Here is a 14914-nt window from a genome sequence, read left to right as displayed (position 1 = left end):
TTGGGCACAATCACTCTGGGTTATTGAAATATGCGGCCAAGGCCGCGATCTCGTCATTGCTCAGCCTTCCGGCGATCATTTGCATAACCGGGTGTGGCCGCTTTTTGTCCTTGTATGCGTGCATGGCGACGACAAAATCCTCGTCGGGCCAATACACGATCGACGGGATACCCTCGTCACTTCCCTCGATCTGATGGCACGTCGTGCATTCGCTGCTGAGATATGCGCCGTATTCGGGGTCTCCCTGAATCGCCAGGATCGCTGGATCGACGGAATGGTCCGTGCCTTTCGCGGTTGGGTCCGCTTCGGGAATATCCCGAGGGTTGTCTGAAAACCCCCGCAAATAGGCAATCACATTGGCCCGGTCTTCCGGGTCTTTCAGACCGCGAAAGCTCATCCTTGTGCCCGACGCAAATGCACGTGGATCTTCGATATAGGCTGACAGAGTGTCAGCGTGCCATTCCAAACCCGAATTTCCCGCGCGCACCAGGCTTTTGGAATAATTGAAACCGTCAAGGCCCGCGGCCTTGCGCCCAAAGACACCATTCAGATGCGGGCCGATTTTGTTTTCCGCTCCTTCGCCAACCTGATGGCAGCCCTTGCATTTGGCGAACACTGTTTTCCCGGCCTCGGCATCACCAAGGTCTTCGGTTGCGTAGGTCGATGTGGCGAAAGCCGCCAAGACCGCCGTGCACGCCAGTATGTCCGGCCACCGCATGATCAGCTTCCAAACGATTTGAGGTAGACAATCACGGCCTCAACGTCGTCTGGCTTCCTGAGCCCCGCAAAAGACATTCGCGTGCCCTTCATGTAATCCTTGGGTTTCGTCAGGAAGGCCGCCATTTCCTCATCCGTCCAAACAAGGCCTGCCTCGGATGCGGCTTTCATCGCCTTGGAGTATTTGAACCCCTCGACCGATCCTGCATTGGCCCCGACAATTCCGTTCAACGCCGGCCCGGTGCCGTGCTTTGCACCTTCACCCACCTGATGGCAGGCTTTGCACTTCTTGAAGACTTTCGCTCCGGCGGCAACCAGTTCCGTTGCTTCGTCGGTCTTTTCGGCCTCTTGAACGGCTGGCTCCGCGGCGGCTTTTTCCTCGGGCTTGGGTGCCGCTGCCGGAATGAACGACGGGCCGTCCGCAGTGAATGTCGGCAACCCCTCAACGGTGGCATCATTCATCACCGAGTTCGACCCACCTTCGGGCGGCGTCTCGACCAGAAAAACGGAACGCATTGTGACAGCGGCCTCTGCCTTGCAGTTTTCCATGCAAGGCTCTTTGCGCGATTCGGCGTACTCGGTCTCGGGTCGCGTATCGACGACAAAACCGTCTTTGTTGTACATCTCGAATTCGGCGAAGTTTTCGTTGCTCAGTTCGAAATCGTCATCCACCAAATCATTTGAATACAGGATGTAGGCAACAATCGCATAGGTCTCATCCGCGGTCAAAGTGCCCGCCTCGCCAAATGGCATGGAACGGGAAATGTAATCCCAGGCAGTAGACAAATGCGGCCAGTAGGACCCGACGGTCTTCACGGGATCTTCGTTTGCAAGCGTATCGAACCCACCGGCAAGAACGGGCCAGTTGTCCACACCTTCCGCGAACTCTCCGTGACAGGAGGCGCAGCGGTCGGCAAACACTTCTTCCCCGGTCCAAACGTCGCCCGATCCGACAGGCAAGCCCCGCCCGTCCGGCAAAACGTCTACGTCCCAGGCCGCGATCTCTTCCTCCAGCGCAGGCCGTCCGAGCCCATAGGTGCCCTCGCGGCTGGGCGCAGGTGCGGTCAGGTTCGCGCCATTCGCAACCCGTTCCGCTGCGGCGGCCTGAATTTCCTGGACTTTGAGCTCAAGCTGGGCTGCTCGTTCGGCTTCTGACTTCGCTTTTTCCTGTGCGGCTGCTGCGTGGGCCTCAACCTGACCAATCCGGGTTTCCAAAGTTTCGATCTTCAGTTGGCCGAAGTTTCGGTTGGCGAACACCAACGCCCCCGCAAGCAGTAACGCTGTGCCGCCGAATACGGGCAGGAAAACATGGCTAAGAGACTTCGACATTCTCGGCGATCCCTTCTGCGCTTACGTACCACGTCTGGATACAGTTGTTGTGATAGACCGAGTTCTCGCCGCGCTTTTCGCGCAGCAGGTCTTTGGTTGGCTGTACATAGCCGGTCTCATCCATTGCTCGGGCCTGTAGGAGCATGGGCGCCCCGTCCCAATTCGTGTCGAGATAGAAACGTGTCAAAGCCTTGGTGTCGCCCTGCTTGCCAAGGCGTGCCGTCTCCCACGTGATGCCGCCGTCCTTGGATACATCCACACGGGTAATCTGTCCGTGGCCTGACCATGCAAGCCCTGAAATCACCAGCGGCCCGGGCCCATGTTTGATCGGCATTTGCGGGCTGGGCGAGGTTATGACGGATTTCGCATCCATCACCCAAGTCCATTTCTGGGCCGTGCCATCAGCATAAACATCGGTGTACTTTGATGTTTCTTCGCGGCTTTCGACCGCCCTGTCGACGACCTCGATCCTGCGCAGCCATTTGACCCACATGTTGCCTTCCCAGCCTGGCACGACCAGGCGCACAGGATAGCCATGTTCCATCCGCAGGGCCTCGCCATTTGCTTTGAAGGCCACCAACACATCATCCAGCGCTTTTTCCATCGGAATGGAGCGGCCATTGGACGACGCGTCCGCGCCCTCGACATAGACCCATTTGTCGGGCGAGATATCGGCGCCGGCCTCTTGCAACAGCGTGCGCAGCGGAACACCGGTGTATTCCATGTTGTGGATCATACCATGGGTGAATTGCACGCCGTTGAGCTGCGCACCCGCCCACTCCATCCCGGTGTTCGCTGCGCATTCGCAGAAATACACGTGGTTTTCGCGCGGGAAACGTTCGATGTCGTCATACGTAAAGACAAGCGGGCGATCGACCAGACCGTTTATCATCAGCCGATAGTCTTCCTTGCGCAGCTCGATTGCGCCCGAGTGGTGCCGTTCAAAGGCGCAGCCCTGGGGTGTGATTGTACCATCAAGCGCGTGGATCGGCGTGAAGTTGATCGACGAAATCGGAGAGGCGGTCAGCCACTCCACATTGCGGCGCACGACATGGGATTCATAGCTGATCGGCATGCCATAGGGTGTCTCGTCAACGCCTGCACCCGTGTACGATGCCCAATCCTGAAGCTCTGTTATCAGAGGGTCGGGCGTTTCTGCCACTGCCGCACCTGCAACTGACCCCGCGGCGACCGCGGCACTGCCTTTCAGGAAGGCCCGGCGGGACGGTTTGAACGCGTCATCCATATCTCTTAGGTCTCCATCTGTTTCTTAGGCGCCGACGACATCAACGCTGGTGTTCTCTTGCACCGTTACGGTTCCAAGGTTGCGAATGTGGTTTTCGACGACATCCCAGATCGGCGGACCCTCGGTGCCTTCGTTGACGCTGGCCCAGCCGGCCACGACATAGGTTTTCGACGGATCAATCGCTTCACCCGTCTTCAGCAGGGTCATCTCGCTGATCCGCTGCCCTTGCGGCTTGGTCACATCGATGCGGTAGCCCAGCCCACCGACACGGACCATATCCCCGCCCTGCTGGTAGTAGGGATCGGGATTGAACAGGTTGTCGCCAACATCCTCGAGGATCACATGGATGAATTCACCCGTCATTTCCGTGCGATAGGCATTCGGATACGACATCGAAGTGACGTTCCAGATGTCCTCGCGCGTGATCTCCTGCCCCGGCAGGATCGACGGTCCCCAACGAACACCGGGGGACATGGCAATGTCTGCCTCCCGCTCCTTAAGCAGGGCATCACAGATCAGGTCATCCCAGGTTCCGTTGAAATTGCCGCGACGATAGAGCAACGAGTCCGTTTTGCCGATCACTTCGCTGAGCGTCGCCTCATAGGGCGCGCGCTGCTCATCTATCAGGGCGGTGATCGCAGGATCCGGAGCGATAACATCAGAGAAGATCGGGATCAGCTTGTGCTTCAACCCCATCAACTGCCCATCCCGCACGTCCAGATCCACGCGGCTGACGAATTTGCCGTTCGAGCCGGACGCGATGATATGCGTTTTGCCCACCAGAACCGGCTCGGGCAGCGCATCATGGGTGTGGCCACTGAGGATCACGTCGACCCCCTCCACCCGGCCTGCCATTTTCTTGTCCACGTCAAAGCCGTTATGGCTGAGGACGACGACGACATCGGCACCGGCATCGCGAACCTCGTCCACCACGGCCTGCATGTTTTCGTCCCGAATGCCGAAAGAGTATTCAGGGAACATCCAACCCGGGTTCGCGATTGGCATGTAAGGGAACGCCTGTCCGATCACGGCAACCTTTGCACCTCCCCGGTCAAAGAACTTGTAGGGCTTGAACAGTTCCGCAGGTTCATCCCATTCGGCATCAAAGATGTTCTGACCCAAGGCGGCAAAGGGCAGCCCTTCGACGATTTCGTTGACTCTGTCGCTGCCCAGCGTGAACTCCCAATGAAAGGTCATTGCATCAGGTTTCAGCGCGTTCATGACATTGACCATGTCCTGACCAGCCGTCTGGTAACAGGTGTAAGACCCGTGCCAGGTATCGCCGCCATCTAAAAGCAGGGCATCGGGCCGGTCCGCACGGATGGCATTAATCACCGTCGAAACCCGGTCCAAACCACCAACCCGACCGTAGGTCTTTGCCAAGGCTGAAAAGTCGTCGTAGGTCAGCGCATAGGCCGACGAGCTGCCATCTTCGATCCCGTAGGCCTTGCGGAACGCGGCCCCCGTGACATGCGGCATCTGCCCCTTTGCCTCACCGATACCCAGGTTTATCTCGGGTTCACGGAAGTATATCGGTTTGAGTTGTGCGTGAATGTCGGTGACATGGATCAGGCTGATATTGCCAAAGGTCTCAAACTCCAGCAGCTGATCCTGCGTCAGACTTTGCTGTGCGGAAAGCCTGGCCCAATTGCCAAACCCGGATGCCCCGTACAGAGCCGATGCCGCCATTGAAACCTGCAAGAAGTCACGTCGAGAAATCATCTTTCGGCTTTCCTGTTTCACATATAAATGTGTGAATGTTAAACTAACGGAAAAACCCGCGCTGGACACTTCCTACGCGGGCCTGTTGTTACTGGCGTACGGCCGGAGTTTCGACTGAAAGCCCGTTGCCACGCGAGGCAACATAAAGCTCCAGCGCACGAAATTCGTCTGAACCTTCGGCAAAGGTTTCCGCCCGCGTATCACGAATACAACCGCGGAAACGATTGTGTCGCGAAATCAGCTTGGCCTGTTTCAAACGATACGTCGGGAACCCATTGATCATTCCCTGGCTCAGGTGATCTGCCCGGATCATATTGCCCCAATTGTCTTCATGACAGTTGGCACAGCTCAGCTCTAACTGGCCATAGCGCGTATAGTACATTTCCTTGCCCTGTTCCCAATACGGGGCGGCGTCACCGTCAATGGCAACGTTCATGGGCATCCCGCGTGACTGTAGGCCGATCAAAGCGACCATGCCCTGCATATCGCCGCCGGACCATTTCCAGGCATCGGCCTCCATGTGCTCGGTCCGGCACGCGTTGATCAGATCTTCCATGACCACCAGCTTGCCGGTTTCGGCATCAACCTTCGGCATGGAAGCCTGCAATCCCTTGAAGCTTTCCACCCCGTCGTGGCACGAGGCACAGCTTTTGCCGGCAGCCCCATCGACTGTCTCAAAAAGGTCGGCAGCCTGGTCGACGAAGATCATCGCCGGATTGTCGAAATCATCAATCTGAAGGGCCTGGGTTTCATCCGTACGGAAATGCCAACCGGAATAGATCGTGTCCAGGTTTTCCAGATGCGCCGGCGCTTCGGTGACCGAGGTCATGTCCAGCTCGTCATTGATCACAAGATTGTCTTCGTCAGGTCCGGCCAATGCTGCCACTGGGAAAACCAGAACTGCCGCGATCGCCGTTAATGCCTTTGTATTCATTACGTTCCTCCCTTGGTGGACCAGCGCCAAACGTCATGTCCGGCGCTGATCTGCCTTATTGGTCGAGCCGTCAGGCGATCTCGATCGATTTCTTCTCGTCGTAGACAGAGCCGTCGTCATCGTACCAGGTGAACACGAACTCACCTGCCTCGGGCACGGTTGCCTCAAACTGGAAATACGGGTTGGTTGAGATTGCCGGCTCCATCGTCACATCGACCACCATTTCGCCGTTAAACTCACAGGTGAAACGGTTGATGATCGATCGAGGTATGACGTTGCCTTCTTTGTCCTTGCGCTGACCGCTTTCCATCTTGTGGCTGATCAATGTCTTGATCGTGACGGTTTCGCCAACTGCGGCTTTCTTCGGAACCTTGACGCGGGGTTTCACACCGGATGCCATTGGTTAGTCTCCTGTTCTTCGAGGCGCGCGTGGCTATCAGCCGCCGCAGCCGCCGATTGTCACTTTCACGGTCGCGGATGCCTTGGCAAAGCTGCCATCTGCCATCTTCGCCACGGCAATGACATCCTGCGTTCCGGCAAGGCGGATACGAGTTGAGGCAGCCTGTTCAGCAGCCAGCGGGCCAAAGTTGAACGTTGCGACGCCCGGTTCGGGGTTGCCTGCTGCAACGATCAGAATCGACGCCGCACCCGGGGCGCTTACTTCGATCGGTACGGTGTTTCCGTTTTCGGCGATTTCAGGTGCCGTCAGTGTAACACCGCCGTCAGCCACATCCGCCCCACCGGTAAACGCGGCAATCGCATCCTTAGCGGCCGCATTTGCACGAAACGGCATCATTGTCAGGAACGCGGCGCCCAGCCCAAGGGCCAGAGTTTCGCGGCGAGAGAGTTCCATTTTCAATCTCCTTTGAATCTTCGACAATCACGCTATCGAAGCGCGACTATTCCTCTTTCAGGGTTGCAAGAAACGCGACCACGTCTTCGATTTCCTGCGCTGTCAGGATCGACGTCAGGGGCTCGGTCGGGGCTTTGCCGGTATAGGCGTCGCCCGGGCGGATATAGCCGTCATCCTTGTAGAATGCCGGCATCACCGTGCCTTCGAACGTCCTTTTCGCGTTTGCAACCAATCCGCGAAGCTCGGCTTCGGACCAACGATCACCGGCACCATCCAGTGCCGGGCCAACCTCGCCATGGAACGGAATATCGGCCAAAGCCGAGACCGCATGGCACGCCACGCAATTGCCTTTTGACTTGTCGCCAACGATCAGCGCGCCATTTGCCGCGTCACCGGCTGCGCCGGTCAACGAGACCTCTACGGCACCATATTCACCATAGGTTACGTTTTTCGGGTCGGTATCCGCGGCAAACGCGGCACCCCCTGTCATTGCGCAGACCAATGTTAAGAGTCTCAGCTTCATGATCCCTCCCATTTGCTAACACGCCGACGGCGCTTTGCGACCCAAAGCATTTGTGTACCGTAGTCGACGAGGGCGGTCTGTCGCAACATTAAATTCATTACAATGAATTTTTTTATTTATATCCTCGGACCTCAGTCTTGTGAAACATTGTTTCGCTCCTGAATGCGCCGTGCGTGGTAGCGCTGAAAATCTTCACCATTTTCAATTTCGTACCGCTTTTCAAAGACCCAGGTGAACAGATCCAAAGTTGTTCCCTTCGAAAACGCCCCCGGCATGACTGCAACCGCTGCATCAATGGCGGTGGCGTCCTCGGGAACCTCTTCCGACAGAAATACAAGGGTCGGCGTAAACAGAATCCCCCATTTGCGCATCAACGCTCTTTGCTCGCTCTCTTCCCCGTCAAAGTCGGTGGCCGTGGTGCTTCCGTGCAGATCCAGTTGGACGACAAAGAAATTCTCTTCGATGTACGCCGCCAGGTCGGGCTGGGGGAAAACCTCTTCGTGCATTTTCTTGCAATAGATGCAGCCCTGTTGCTCGATAAACAAAACCAGGCGCTTGCCTTCATCTGACGCTTCTTCAAGATCCTCGCGAAGGTCTTTGAACGTGTCGCGCATCCACGGTGTTTTATGCAACCCGTCGTCGCCAAGCTCGGCGGCGGAAACCGCCACGCCCACTATGCATGCCATCAAAACTGACAATGTTCGCTTCATGTTTTCCTCCCGTATTATCCGATGGCCGCAAGCCAGGGCATATGGTCCAGCATCCATTGGGCCACGCGATTGATTGAGTTGGTTGCGATCAGAGCGCCGAACAGAATCAACAGACAGCCCATGGCCTTCTCGATCAGGGGTAAATGCTTTCTGAACCGCGCCATCCACTGCATGAAGGGGCGCACCAAAAAGGCCGCCAGAACAAAGGGGGCAGTCATTCCCGCCCCGTAAACGAATAAAAGCATCGCACCGCGCCAAGCCGTCTCGGTTCCGGCCGCCGTAAACAGGATTGCAGCAAGCACGGGCCCGACACAGGGCGTCCAGCCAAAAGCAAATGCCAGTCCCAGAACATACGCACCAATCAGGCTCAGGTTAGATGTTTCACCGACATCCGCCTGAAACTGGCGATACAGGAATCCGATGCGAATCAGCCCCAGGAAATGCAAGCCCATCGCCATGATGATGGCCGCGGCAATCCATCGAAGGATATCGAAGTATTCGCGGATCATTTGACCGAATATCGAAGCCGTGGCTCCAAGCGCCATAAAAATCGTTATGATCCCTGCTGCAAAAGCGATTGCAGAAAGCGTTGCCCTGCGGCGAACGTTCCCGGAAATGACTGAACTGGCAGAAATCTGCTCCATCCCGACACCCGCCAGGTAGCTGAGGTAAAACGGCACAATCGGCAGGATGCACGGGGACAGAAATGACAACAGCCCTGCGACCAAAGCCCCTGCAAAAGTGATGTCGAGCATGGTCAAACCCGTCCTGGCACGCTATCATTCATACATTCAAAGTAATAAAGATATAACGCTGCGGTCAATCGGAGCTTGAGATGCGCCACCTTTTCCTGCTTGTGCTTGCGGTCACGTTGCTTGTTTCGCCTTTGGCTTTACGGGCTGAAATGACGCTTCTGATGGCCGAAGAAGATGGGTGCATGTGGTGTGCCCGATGGGATTCCGAAATCTCGGGGTTCTACCCGAAAACACAGGAAGGAAATGCCGCCCCGCTTCGGCGTGTCGACATCCATGAAACCCTGCCGGATGGGATCACCCTAAAACGACCTCTCCACTACACTCCGACCTTTGTTTTGTTGGACAACGGCCACGAAGTCGGCCGGATCGAAGGCTACCCCGGCGAAGACTTTTTCTGGGGGTTGTTGGGCGTGATGCTACGTGACGCAGGGGTACAGGTTGAGACCTCTGGCTAATCGGTGGCAAATTACATAAACTGTTTTGAATGCGTGAAGCTGAGAAAGCGAGGCGATCCTTTTGGACAAACCATCGAAACTGCCGGTGTTCACAAAGGACATGTGTGCAGAAGATCTGGACCGAATGATGGAGAATGCCCAGACGGCATCAAACTTCCTGAAGGCCATCAGCCACGAGGGGCGTCTGATGATCTTGTGCTATCTGTCATCGGGTGAAAAGTCCGTCACCCAGATGGAAGAGATGCTGTCGGCGAGACAGGCCGCCGTATCCCAACAATTATCCCGACTGCGCTTTGAAGGCTTGGTCAAAACACGGCGCGAGGGTAAGACAATTTATTACAGATTGGCTGATGATCGTTCGACGCAAATACTGGAAGTCGTTTACGATCTTTTCTGCCGGGAGACGTAGAAGCCGGTCAAGACGCCGCCAGCTTTGGGAGGAGACTGGCAATGTTCGAAGCATTGGGAGACGCAAATGCCGTTGCTCTGATCGGTTTGATTGGGGGCATCGCTTTGGGGCTGGCTGCACGCATCGGTCGCTTTTGCACGTTGGGTGCAATCGAAGACTTCCTTTACGCAGGCGATGATCGGCGACTTCGCATGTGGGCGGTTGCGATTGGCGTCGCCATTGTTGGAAGCCATGCCGCCATGGCGTTCGGGTGGCTTGACCCGGTCGGAACACGCTACCTTGCCCAGACCTGGAACCCGATCGGTTCGATCGTGGGCGGCCTCATGTTCGGTTATGGAATGGCCATCAGCGGGAACTGCGGTTATGGGGCGCTGGCAAGGCTGGGAGGTGGCGACCTTCGATCCTTCGTCATCGTACTGATCATGGGCCTTTCGGCGTATGTCGTAATGTCCGGCCCCCTGGCATATCTGCGGGTTTGGCTGTTTCCAGTAGAAATGGATATCAGCGCGCCCCAAAGCGTCAGCTTTCTAGCTGAACGATTGACCTCAGTTCCGGCGTGGCTCGTCGGTTCTGCCGTCGGTGTTATTTTGGTGGTCTTCGCTTTGGCGAACCAGCAGTTCCGCCGTAAGCCAGCGCAGGTGTTCTGGGGATCTGTGGTTGGACTGACGATCGTCTCGGGCTGGCTTGGCACGAACTGGGTAGCGACCCACGGCTTTGACGGTGAGCCGGTGCAAACCCATACCTTCGCTGCACCCTTGGGTGACACGATATTCTACTTGATGACAGCGTCCGGCAACATTTTGTCTTTTGCCGTCGGATCAGTCTCGGGCGTTCTGATCGGCGCGTTTTTGGGGTCTTGGTCAAAGGGTCATTTTCGCTGGGAAGCCTGCGAAGATCCACGCGAATTGAAACGGCAGATGCTGGGCGCGGCGATCATGGGCCCCGGAGCGATCATCGCAGTCGGTTGCAGCGTCGGACAAGGCATATCTGCCTTTTCACTTCTGGCCTACAGCGCGCCCGTGACATTCGCCGCGATCTTTGCGGGCGCGGCGCTTGGACTGAGACAGCTCGTGTCCGGACTGTCCTTCATTACCGAGCGCTGAGTTCTTAACACCACCATGCCTTATGCCAAAAAGGTGTCGGTCGCGCTGATCAGCCCCACTTGAGTGGTCAGGCTTTGTAAGTTGGTGCATGACCGGCCTTTGGTTGACCGACAGGATGGTTTGCAGCGCTCTCACCCGCAATGTCGCAGGGTCGGTCGAGAAACCTCCACAGCCCAATCGCATGTGTCACTCCGCAAAAGGCGGAACAGGAATCTTCAACGATCTTCAATGCTAAAAGAACCCAGCCTTTGAGCCGCAAGCCTTCAGGCAATCACGAGGCAAGTCTTGCCTCGGACAAACTATCAAAAAAGGCAACAAGGTCTTCAGCAACCGCAGCTTCGGCTTTCTGACACATTGAAGATCTTCCAGCGAAAACGAGAATTCGTCGTCAGCAAAGACCCTGCAAACCCACAAGGCCACTGAGGCAGCAGACGTCACCGCACAGCCAGCCAGGTCTGCGATATTTGAAATCTCCGCCCTGTCTGGCTGCACATGTTGCAGTCTCGGCAAGTGACACGCATTTCTTCGTGAAGCTTTTGTCAGCCTGAATGAATTAGCGCTTTTGCCAAGAACCGGCCTTAGTTCATGCCCAAGGCTTCTTTGTACATCTCGATGACAGCCTCTTGCTCGGCAATATCATCCTTGTCTCTTTTTCTGAGAGAAATGATGCTGCGAAGAGCCTTCACATCGTAGCCGCGCGATTTACTCTCTGCGTACACTTCCTTTATTTGATCCGCGATGTCTTTCTTTTCCAACTCCAGGCGCTCGATACGCTCAACAAATTGGCGCAGCTCCCCAGAGGTGACCTTGTAACTTGCTTCTGCTTCTTCCGACATGCTCATCCAATTCTTCCCAATTCTGGATCATCACCGCTAAGAGAATACAGTTCATACCTCGTGTATTCGTCTCAAGCTGAGGTTGCTACACACAAAACAGTTTTCTGGAGGCAAAAGCAACGACGTGCCCGGGCCTCGGCCATGGCTTCTTTCCGCTGTTCCACCAGGTTGTTTTCACCGCATCCAGACCCTCAAACCGTTCGATGAACTGGCACGGCTCATCGGCAGTCACGCGACAGTTGGCGGCAGTCTGATATTTGATGATGCCTTCCATACGCGTCCGTCCCAAGGGCTGAAATCTGATGCAGGAAGCCGGATACAATGCCGCCGCCCGGGTCGCAAGCACCCAATCCCACCCAATCCCCAAGCGCACTTGTACGGCGTGATCCGTTCCGGTAAGCGCTGGGGTAGTTCACGAAGAGATGTAGGGCACCATGTTCGAATTCATCACTTGGGGCGGCGCAGCCCTTTCTCTGACCGGCCTCGCCGGCCTGATCTGGTGCATTCTTCGCGTGATGAAAGCGCGCAAGGCGGGTCTGTCAGACGACGAACTGCGCGCGACCGTTCAGGGCGTTTTGCCCTGGAACCTGGCGTCTTTGTTCCTGTCCGTCCTTGGATTGATGCTGGTCATCCTCGGGATATCCTTTGGATGACCACTTGTTTCAAATCGGCAGGTTATCGAACTGCGCTTCCATGGCGTCTTCGCACAGGGCTGCATCCAGACGCCGCAGGCGGGACGGCACCTGCATCCCCTGCTGTCGCATACGGTCGACAACCTTGCTCACACTCGGTTGAAGCGCCAAACGCGTATCAAGGCTCGCATTTCTGAGCTCTTGTTCAAGCCGTTCTGCTTCGGAATAAAGACTTGTCGATGTCATAGTACCCTCCCAAGTGTCGCCAGTATCCCAGATATAGGTAACGGGAATAAGACCCGCTGATATTAACCTGAAATTGTGCAGGATATTGCCCAAAACATTCGCGTTTTCGGCAATCCGGCGCGGATGGGCTAAAGTTTAAGCTGATTTAATCGTGAATGCCTTGACGCGCATCAAACACAGGTTCGATGTTGCGTCACATTCCATTTTACATATATGATAATGATAACCGATACGGAGGAAATCATGACACCCGCAGTGAAAGCGTTTTTTGACGATCAAACCTTCACGGTGTCCTATGTTGTTCATGAACCGCAAGGGCGTGCCTGCGCCATCATCGACAGTGTTCTGGATTTCGATCATGCTTCGGGGCGCACAGAGACAAAATCGGCTGACGCAATCATCGACTTTGTGCGCGCGCGCGATCTAAAGGTCGAATGGATTCTGGAAAGCCACGTTCACGCCGATCACCTGTCTGCGGCCCCCTACCTGCAACAGGAACTGGGCGGCAAAATTGGAATTGGCGCTCAGATCGTCACCGTGCAGGACACGTTCGGCAAAGTCTTCAATGAAGGAACCGAGTTCCAGCGCGATGGCAGCCAGTTCGACGCCTTGTTCTCGGAGGGGGACAGTTTTCACATTGGGCAGATGCGCGGCGATGTTCTCCATACCCCGGGCCATACCCCGGCCTGCCTGACCTATGTGATAGGCGACGCCGCCTTTGTGGGCGACACGCTGTTCATGCCGGATTTCGGCACGGCCCGCTGCGATTTTCCCGGAGGCTCCTCAGCCACATTGTTTGAATCGATCCAAAAAATCCTGTCGCTGCCGGACGAAACGCGCATCTTTGTCGGGCACGACTACAAAGCGCCGGGCCGCGATGAATACGCCTGGGAAACGACGGTAGGCGAACAGAAAGCGCTGAACGTCCATATCGGACACGGACGCAGCATCGAAGAATTCGTGGAAATGCGTGACGCAAGGGACGCCACCCTTGCCATGCCGCGCCTGATCCTGCCCTCTTTGCAGGTCAACATGCGGGCGGGGCAGATGCCGCCTGCCGATGAGCAAGGCGATGTATTCCTGAAGCTGCCGGTGAACAAAATCTGACGCGAGACAAGTCACTCTAAAAAGGATTATCCCACATGAACATCGAGTGGATCTGGGGGCTGTGCGGTGGCCTGCTGATTGGCCTGGGCGGAGCCGTGTACCTGCTTGGAAATGGCAGGATCATGGGTGCAAGTGGCATTTTGGGTGGCCTTGTCGACGGTGAGGCCCGCGACACCAAAGCCGAACGCGTGGCCTTTATCGCCGGGTTGATCGGTGTGCCGCTTCTGCTGCGGCCACTGATCGCCCCCGAGGCCCAAACGCATCTCACCAGCAATCTGGGCCTTGTTGTTGTGGCCGGGCTTCTGGTCGGTGTGGGAACGCGTATCGCCAATGGCTGCACGTCGGGTCACGGGGTCTGTGGCATCTCGCGATTTTCTCTGCGCGGCATCGTGGCCACCGTATTCTATATCCTTGCCGGCGGAATGACCCTCGTTCTGCTGCGCCATGTTTGGGGGTTGATCTGATGCGCCTTTTGATTGCTTTGCTCGCAGGATCGCTGTTCGGTGCCGGATTGTTGATTTCGGGCATGACGGACACGACCAAGGTTCAGGGATGGTTGGATGTTTTCGGAAACTGGGACCCGACCCTGGCCTTTGTGATGGGCGGCGCCATCCTGCCGATGCTTGTAGCCTGGAGGCTGACCTCTGGGCGCAAGGCCTTGACCGGAGGCGATTTTCCACCCCCTGCAAGGTCCGAGGTTGATCGCAGGCTCATCATTGGTTCCGTCCTGTTCGGAATGGGCTGGGGCTTGGCCGGGCTTTGCCCGGGACCGGCGATGGCCTCGCTGACCTATGGTGGTTTGGGTGGCCTGGTCTTCCTGATCGCGATGGTTGCAGGCATGTTCATCGCGCCAACGCTGGGGGCGCAACTGGACAGAGCCGCAAACGCGGCCTAAGGATTTGGCATGGAGATTCGACCGATCACGCCCCGCTATGCTGTCTCACCGCAGATCACTATAGAAGACGTCCCGGCAATTGCCGAGGCAGGCTTTGTCAAGGTGATCTGCAACCGGCCCGATGTTGAGGTTCCCGCGATCATGCAATCCGACGCGATCGGTGAAGCCGTCCGTGCGGCAGGCATGGACTACGAGGTGTTGGAGCTGACCCACCAGACCATGACGCCCGAGATTGCAAAGCAGCAGCGTGACCTGGCAGAAAGCTGCGATGGCCCGGTTCTGGCTTATTGCGCCTCGGGCACTCGGTGTTCGGTGGTCTGGGCCCTTGGTCAATGCGACCGCATGAGCACGGACGACATTCTGGCCGCCACGACAAATGCCGGATATCAACTGGAAAACCTGCGCCCTGCACTAGAGCATTTTCGCAGCCAGGCAGACTAAA

The 14914-nt window shown here is 56.5% G+C and carries 21 protein-coding genes; 8 read left to right on the top strand and 13 right to left on the bottom strand.

Annotation, left to right across the window (positions count from 1 at the left end):
- Window positions 1–10: 10 nt before the first annotated feature.
- From I9185_RS00345 to I9185_RS00300, 10 genes are all read right to left on the bottom strand, one after another.
- Window positions 11–718 (bottom strand): c-type cytochrome, encoded by a 708-nt coding sequence (locus I9185_RS00345; protein WP_171724371.1) that lies wholly within the window; start codon window positions 716–718, stop codon window positions 11–13.
- A 2-nt stretch (window positions 719–720) separates the two neighbouring features.
- Window positions 721–2046 carry a c-type cytochrome gene (locus tag I9185_RS00340; protein ID WP_209547055.1) on the bottom strand — a complete coding sequence of 442 codons (1326 nt, stop codon included), beginning with the start codon at window positions 2044–2046 and terminating at the stop codon, window positions 721–723.
- Window positions 2030–3292: a sulfite dehydrogenase gene (soxC, locus tag I9185_RS00335; protein ID WP_171638141.1), complete on the bottom strand. Its 1263-nt coding sequence runs from the start codon at window positions 3290–3292 to the stop codon at window positions 2030–2032. The genes I9185_RS00340 and soxC overlap by 17 nt, the downstream gene beginning before the upstream one ends.
- Window positions 3293–3316: 24 nt before the next feature.
- Entirely contained in the window at window positions 3317–5014 is a 1698-nt protein-coding gene (soxB, locus tag I9185_RS00330; RefSeq protein ID WP_209547052.1) for a thiosulfohydrolase SoxB, read from the bottom strand.
- 88 nt (window positions 5015–5102) lie between these two features.
- Window positions 5103–5948 (bottom strand): sulfur oxidation c-type cytochrome SoxA, encoded by an 846-nt coding sequence (gene soxA, locus I9185_RS00325; RefSeq protein ID WP_171638145.1) that lies wholly within the window; start codon window positions 5946–5948, stop codon window positions 5103–5105.
- A 70-nt stretch (window positions 5949–6018) separates the two neighbouring features.
- Window positions 6019–6348, bottom strand: a complete 330-nt coding sequence (soxZ, locus tag I9185_RS00320) for a thiosulfate oxidation carrier complex protein SoxZ (RefSeq protein WP_171724376.1) — start codon at window positions 6346–6348, stop codon at window positions 6019–6021.
- A 36-nt stretch (window positions 6349–6384) separates the two neighbouring features.
- Window positions 6385–6801: a thiosulfate oxidation carrier protein SoxY gene (gene soxY, locus I9185_RS00315; protein ID WP_209547049.1), complete on the bottom strand. Its 417-nt coding sequence runs from the start codon at window positions 6799–6801 to the stop codon at window positions 6385–6387.
- A gap of 46 nt (window positions 6802–6847) precedes the next feature.
- A complete protein-coding gene (gene soxX, locus I9185_RS00310) occupies window positions 6848–7324 on the bottom strand; it encodes a sulfur oxidation c-type cytochrome SoxX (protein WP_209547046.1) in 477 nt (158 codons plus the stop codon).
- A 131-nt stretch (window positions 7325–7455) separates the two neighbouring features.
- Window positions 7456–8034, bottom strand: coding sequence for a thioredoxin family protein (locus I9185_RS00305; protein ID WP_209547043.1), 579 nt, complete (start codon window positions 8032–8034; stop codon window positions 7456–7458).
- A gap of 14 nt (window positions 8035–8048) precedes the next feature.
- Window positions 8049–8789, bottom strand: coding sequence for a cytochrome c biogenesis protein CcdA (locus I9185_RS00300; RefSeq protein WP_209547040.1), 741 nt, complete (start codon window positions 8787–8789; stop codon window positions 8049–8051).
- Window positions 8790–8869: 80 nt separating this feature from the next.
- Here I9185_RS00300 and I9185_RS00295 point away from each other — a divergent pair, with 80 nt between their 5' ends.
- The 3 genes from I9185_RS00295 to I9185_RS00285 all read left to right on the top strand — a co-directional run bounded on the left by I9185_RS00295 (window position 8870) and on the right by I9185_RS00285 (window position 10756).
- Entirely contained in the window at window positions 8870–9244 is a 375-nt protein-coding gene (locus I9185_RS00295) for a hypothetical protein (protein ID WP_209547037.1), read from the top strand.
- Between the two features lie 100 nt (window positions 9245–9344).
- Window positions 9345–9653, top strand: a complete 309-nt coding sequence (locus tag I9185_RS00290; protein ID WP_152459831.1) for a metalloregulator ArsR/SmtB family transcription factor — start codon at window positions 9345–9347, stop codon at window positions 9651–9653.
- Between the two features lie 41 nt (window positions 9654–9694).
- The gene (locus I9185_RS00285) at window positions 9695–10756 is read left to right on the top strand and encodes a YeeE/YedE family protein (RefSeq protein ID WP_209547034.1); all 1062 of its coding nucleotides are present in this window, start codon (window positions 9695–9697) and stop codon (window positions 10754–10756) included.
- A 578-nt stretch (window positions 10757–11334) separates the two neighbouring features.
- Here the strand turns inward: I9185_RS00285 and I9185_RS00280 are convergent.
- Together I9185_RS00280 and I9185_RS00275 are read right to left on the bottom strand one after the other, a co-directional pair.
- Window positions 11335–11598: a DUF2312 domain-containing protein gene (locus I9185_RS00280; RefSeq protein ID WP_152457363.1), complete on the bottom strand. Its 264-nt coding sequence runs from the start codon at window positions 11596–11598 to the stop codon at window positions 11335–11337.
- A 79-nt stretch (window positions 11599–11677) separates the two neighbouring features.
- Window positions 11678–11866, bottom strand: a complete 189-nt coding sequence (locus tag I9185_RS00275; protein WP_209547031.1) for a hypothetical protein — start codon at window positions 11864–11866, stop codon at window positions 11678–11680.
- A 160-nt stretch (window positions 11867–12026) separates the two neighbouring features.
- On the opposite strand from I9185_RS00275, the gene I9185_RS00270 reads away from it, so the two are divergent.
- Window positions 12027–12245, top strand: a complete 219-nt coding sequence (locus I9185_RS00270; RefSeq protein WP_171117671.1) for a hypothetical protein — start codon at window positions 12027–12029, stop codon at window positions 12243–12245.
- 9 nt (window positions 12246–12254) lie between these two features.
- On the opposite strand, the gene I9185_RS00265 is transcribed toward I9185_RS00270, so the two are convergent.
- A complete protein-coding gene (locus I9185_RS00265; protein ID WP_171638160.1) occupies window positions 12255–12470 on the bottom strand; it encodes a hypothetical protein in 216 nt (71 codons plus the stop codon).
- 243 nt (window positions 12471–12713) lie between these two features.
- On the opposite strand from I9185_RS00265, the gene I9185_RS00260 reads away from it, so the two are divergent.
- From I9185_RS00260 to I9185_RS00245, 4 genes are read left to right on the top strand one after another with little or no spacing between them, the layout of a single operon-like run.
- Window positions 12714–13577, top strand: a complete 864-nt coding sequence (locus tag I9185_RS00260; RefSeq protein WP_209547028.1) for an MBL fold metallo-hydrolase — start codon at window positions 12714–12716, stop codon at window positions 13575–13577.
- 35 nt (window positions 13578–13612) lie between these two features.
- A complete protein-coding gene (locus I9185_RS00255) occupies window positions 13613–14041 on the top strand; it encodes a YeeE/YedE thiosulfate transporter family protein (RefSeq protein ID WP_209547025.1) in 429 nt (142 codons plus the stop codon).
- A complete protein-coding gene (locus I9185_RS00250; protein ID WP_171724382.1) occupies window positions 14041–14472 on the top strand; it encodes a DUF6691 family protein in 432 nt (143 codons plus the stop codon). Before I9185_RS00255 ends, I9185_RS00250 begins: the two co-directional genes overlap by 1 nt.
- Before the next feature lie 9 nt (window positions 14473–14481).
- Window positions 14482–14913: a TIGR01244 family sulfur transferase gene (locus I9185_RS00245; protein WP_209547022.1), complete on the top strand. Its 432-nt coding sequence runs from the start codon at window positions 14482–14484 to the stop codon at window positions 14911–14913.
- Window position 14914: the final 1 nt, after the last annotated feature.

It is taken from the genome of Ruegeria sp. HKCCSP346, assembly GCF_017872595.1.
Lineage (GTDB): Bacteria > Pseudomonadota > Alphaproteobacteria > Rhodobacterales > Rhodobacteraceae > Ruegeria.
This window is presented reverse-complemented; position numbering and strand designations above follow the sequence as displayed.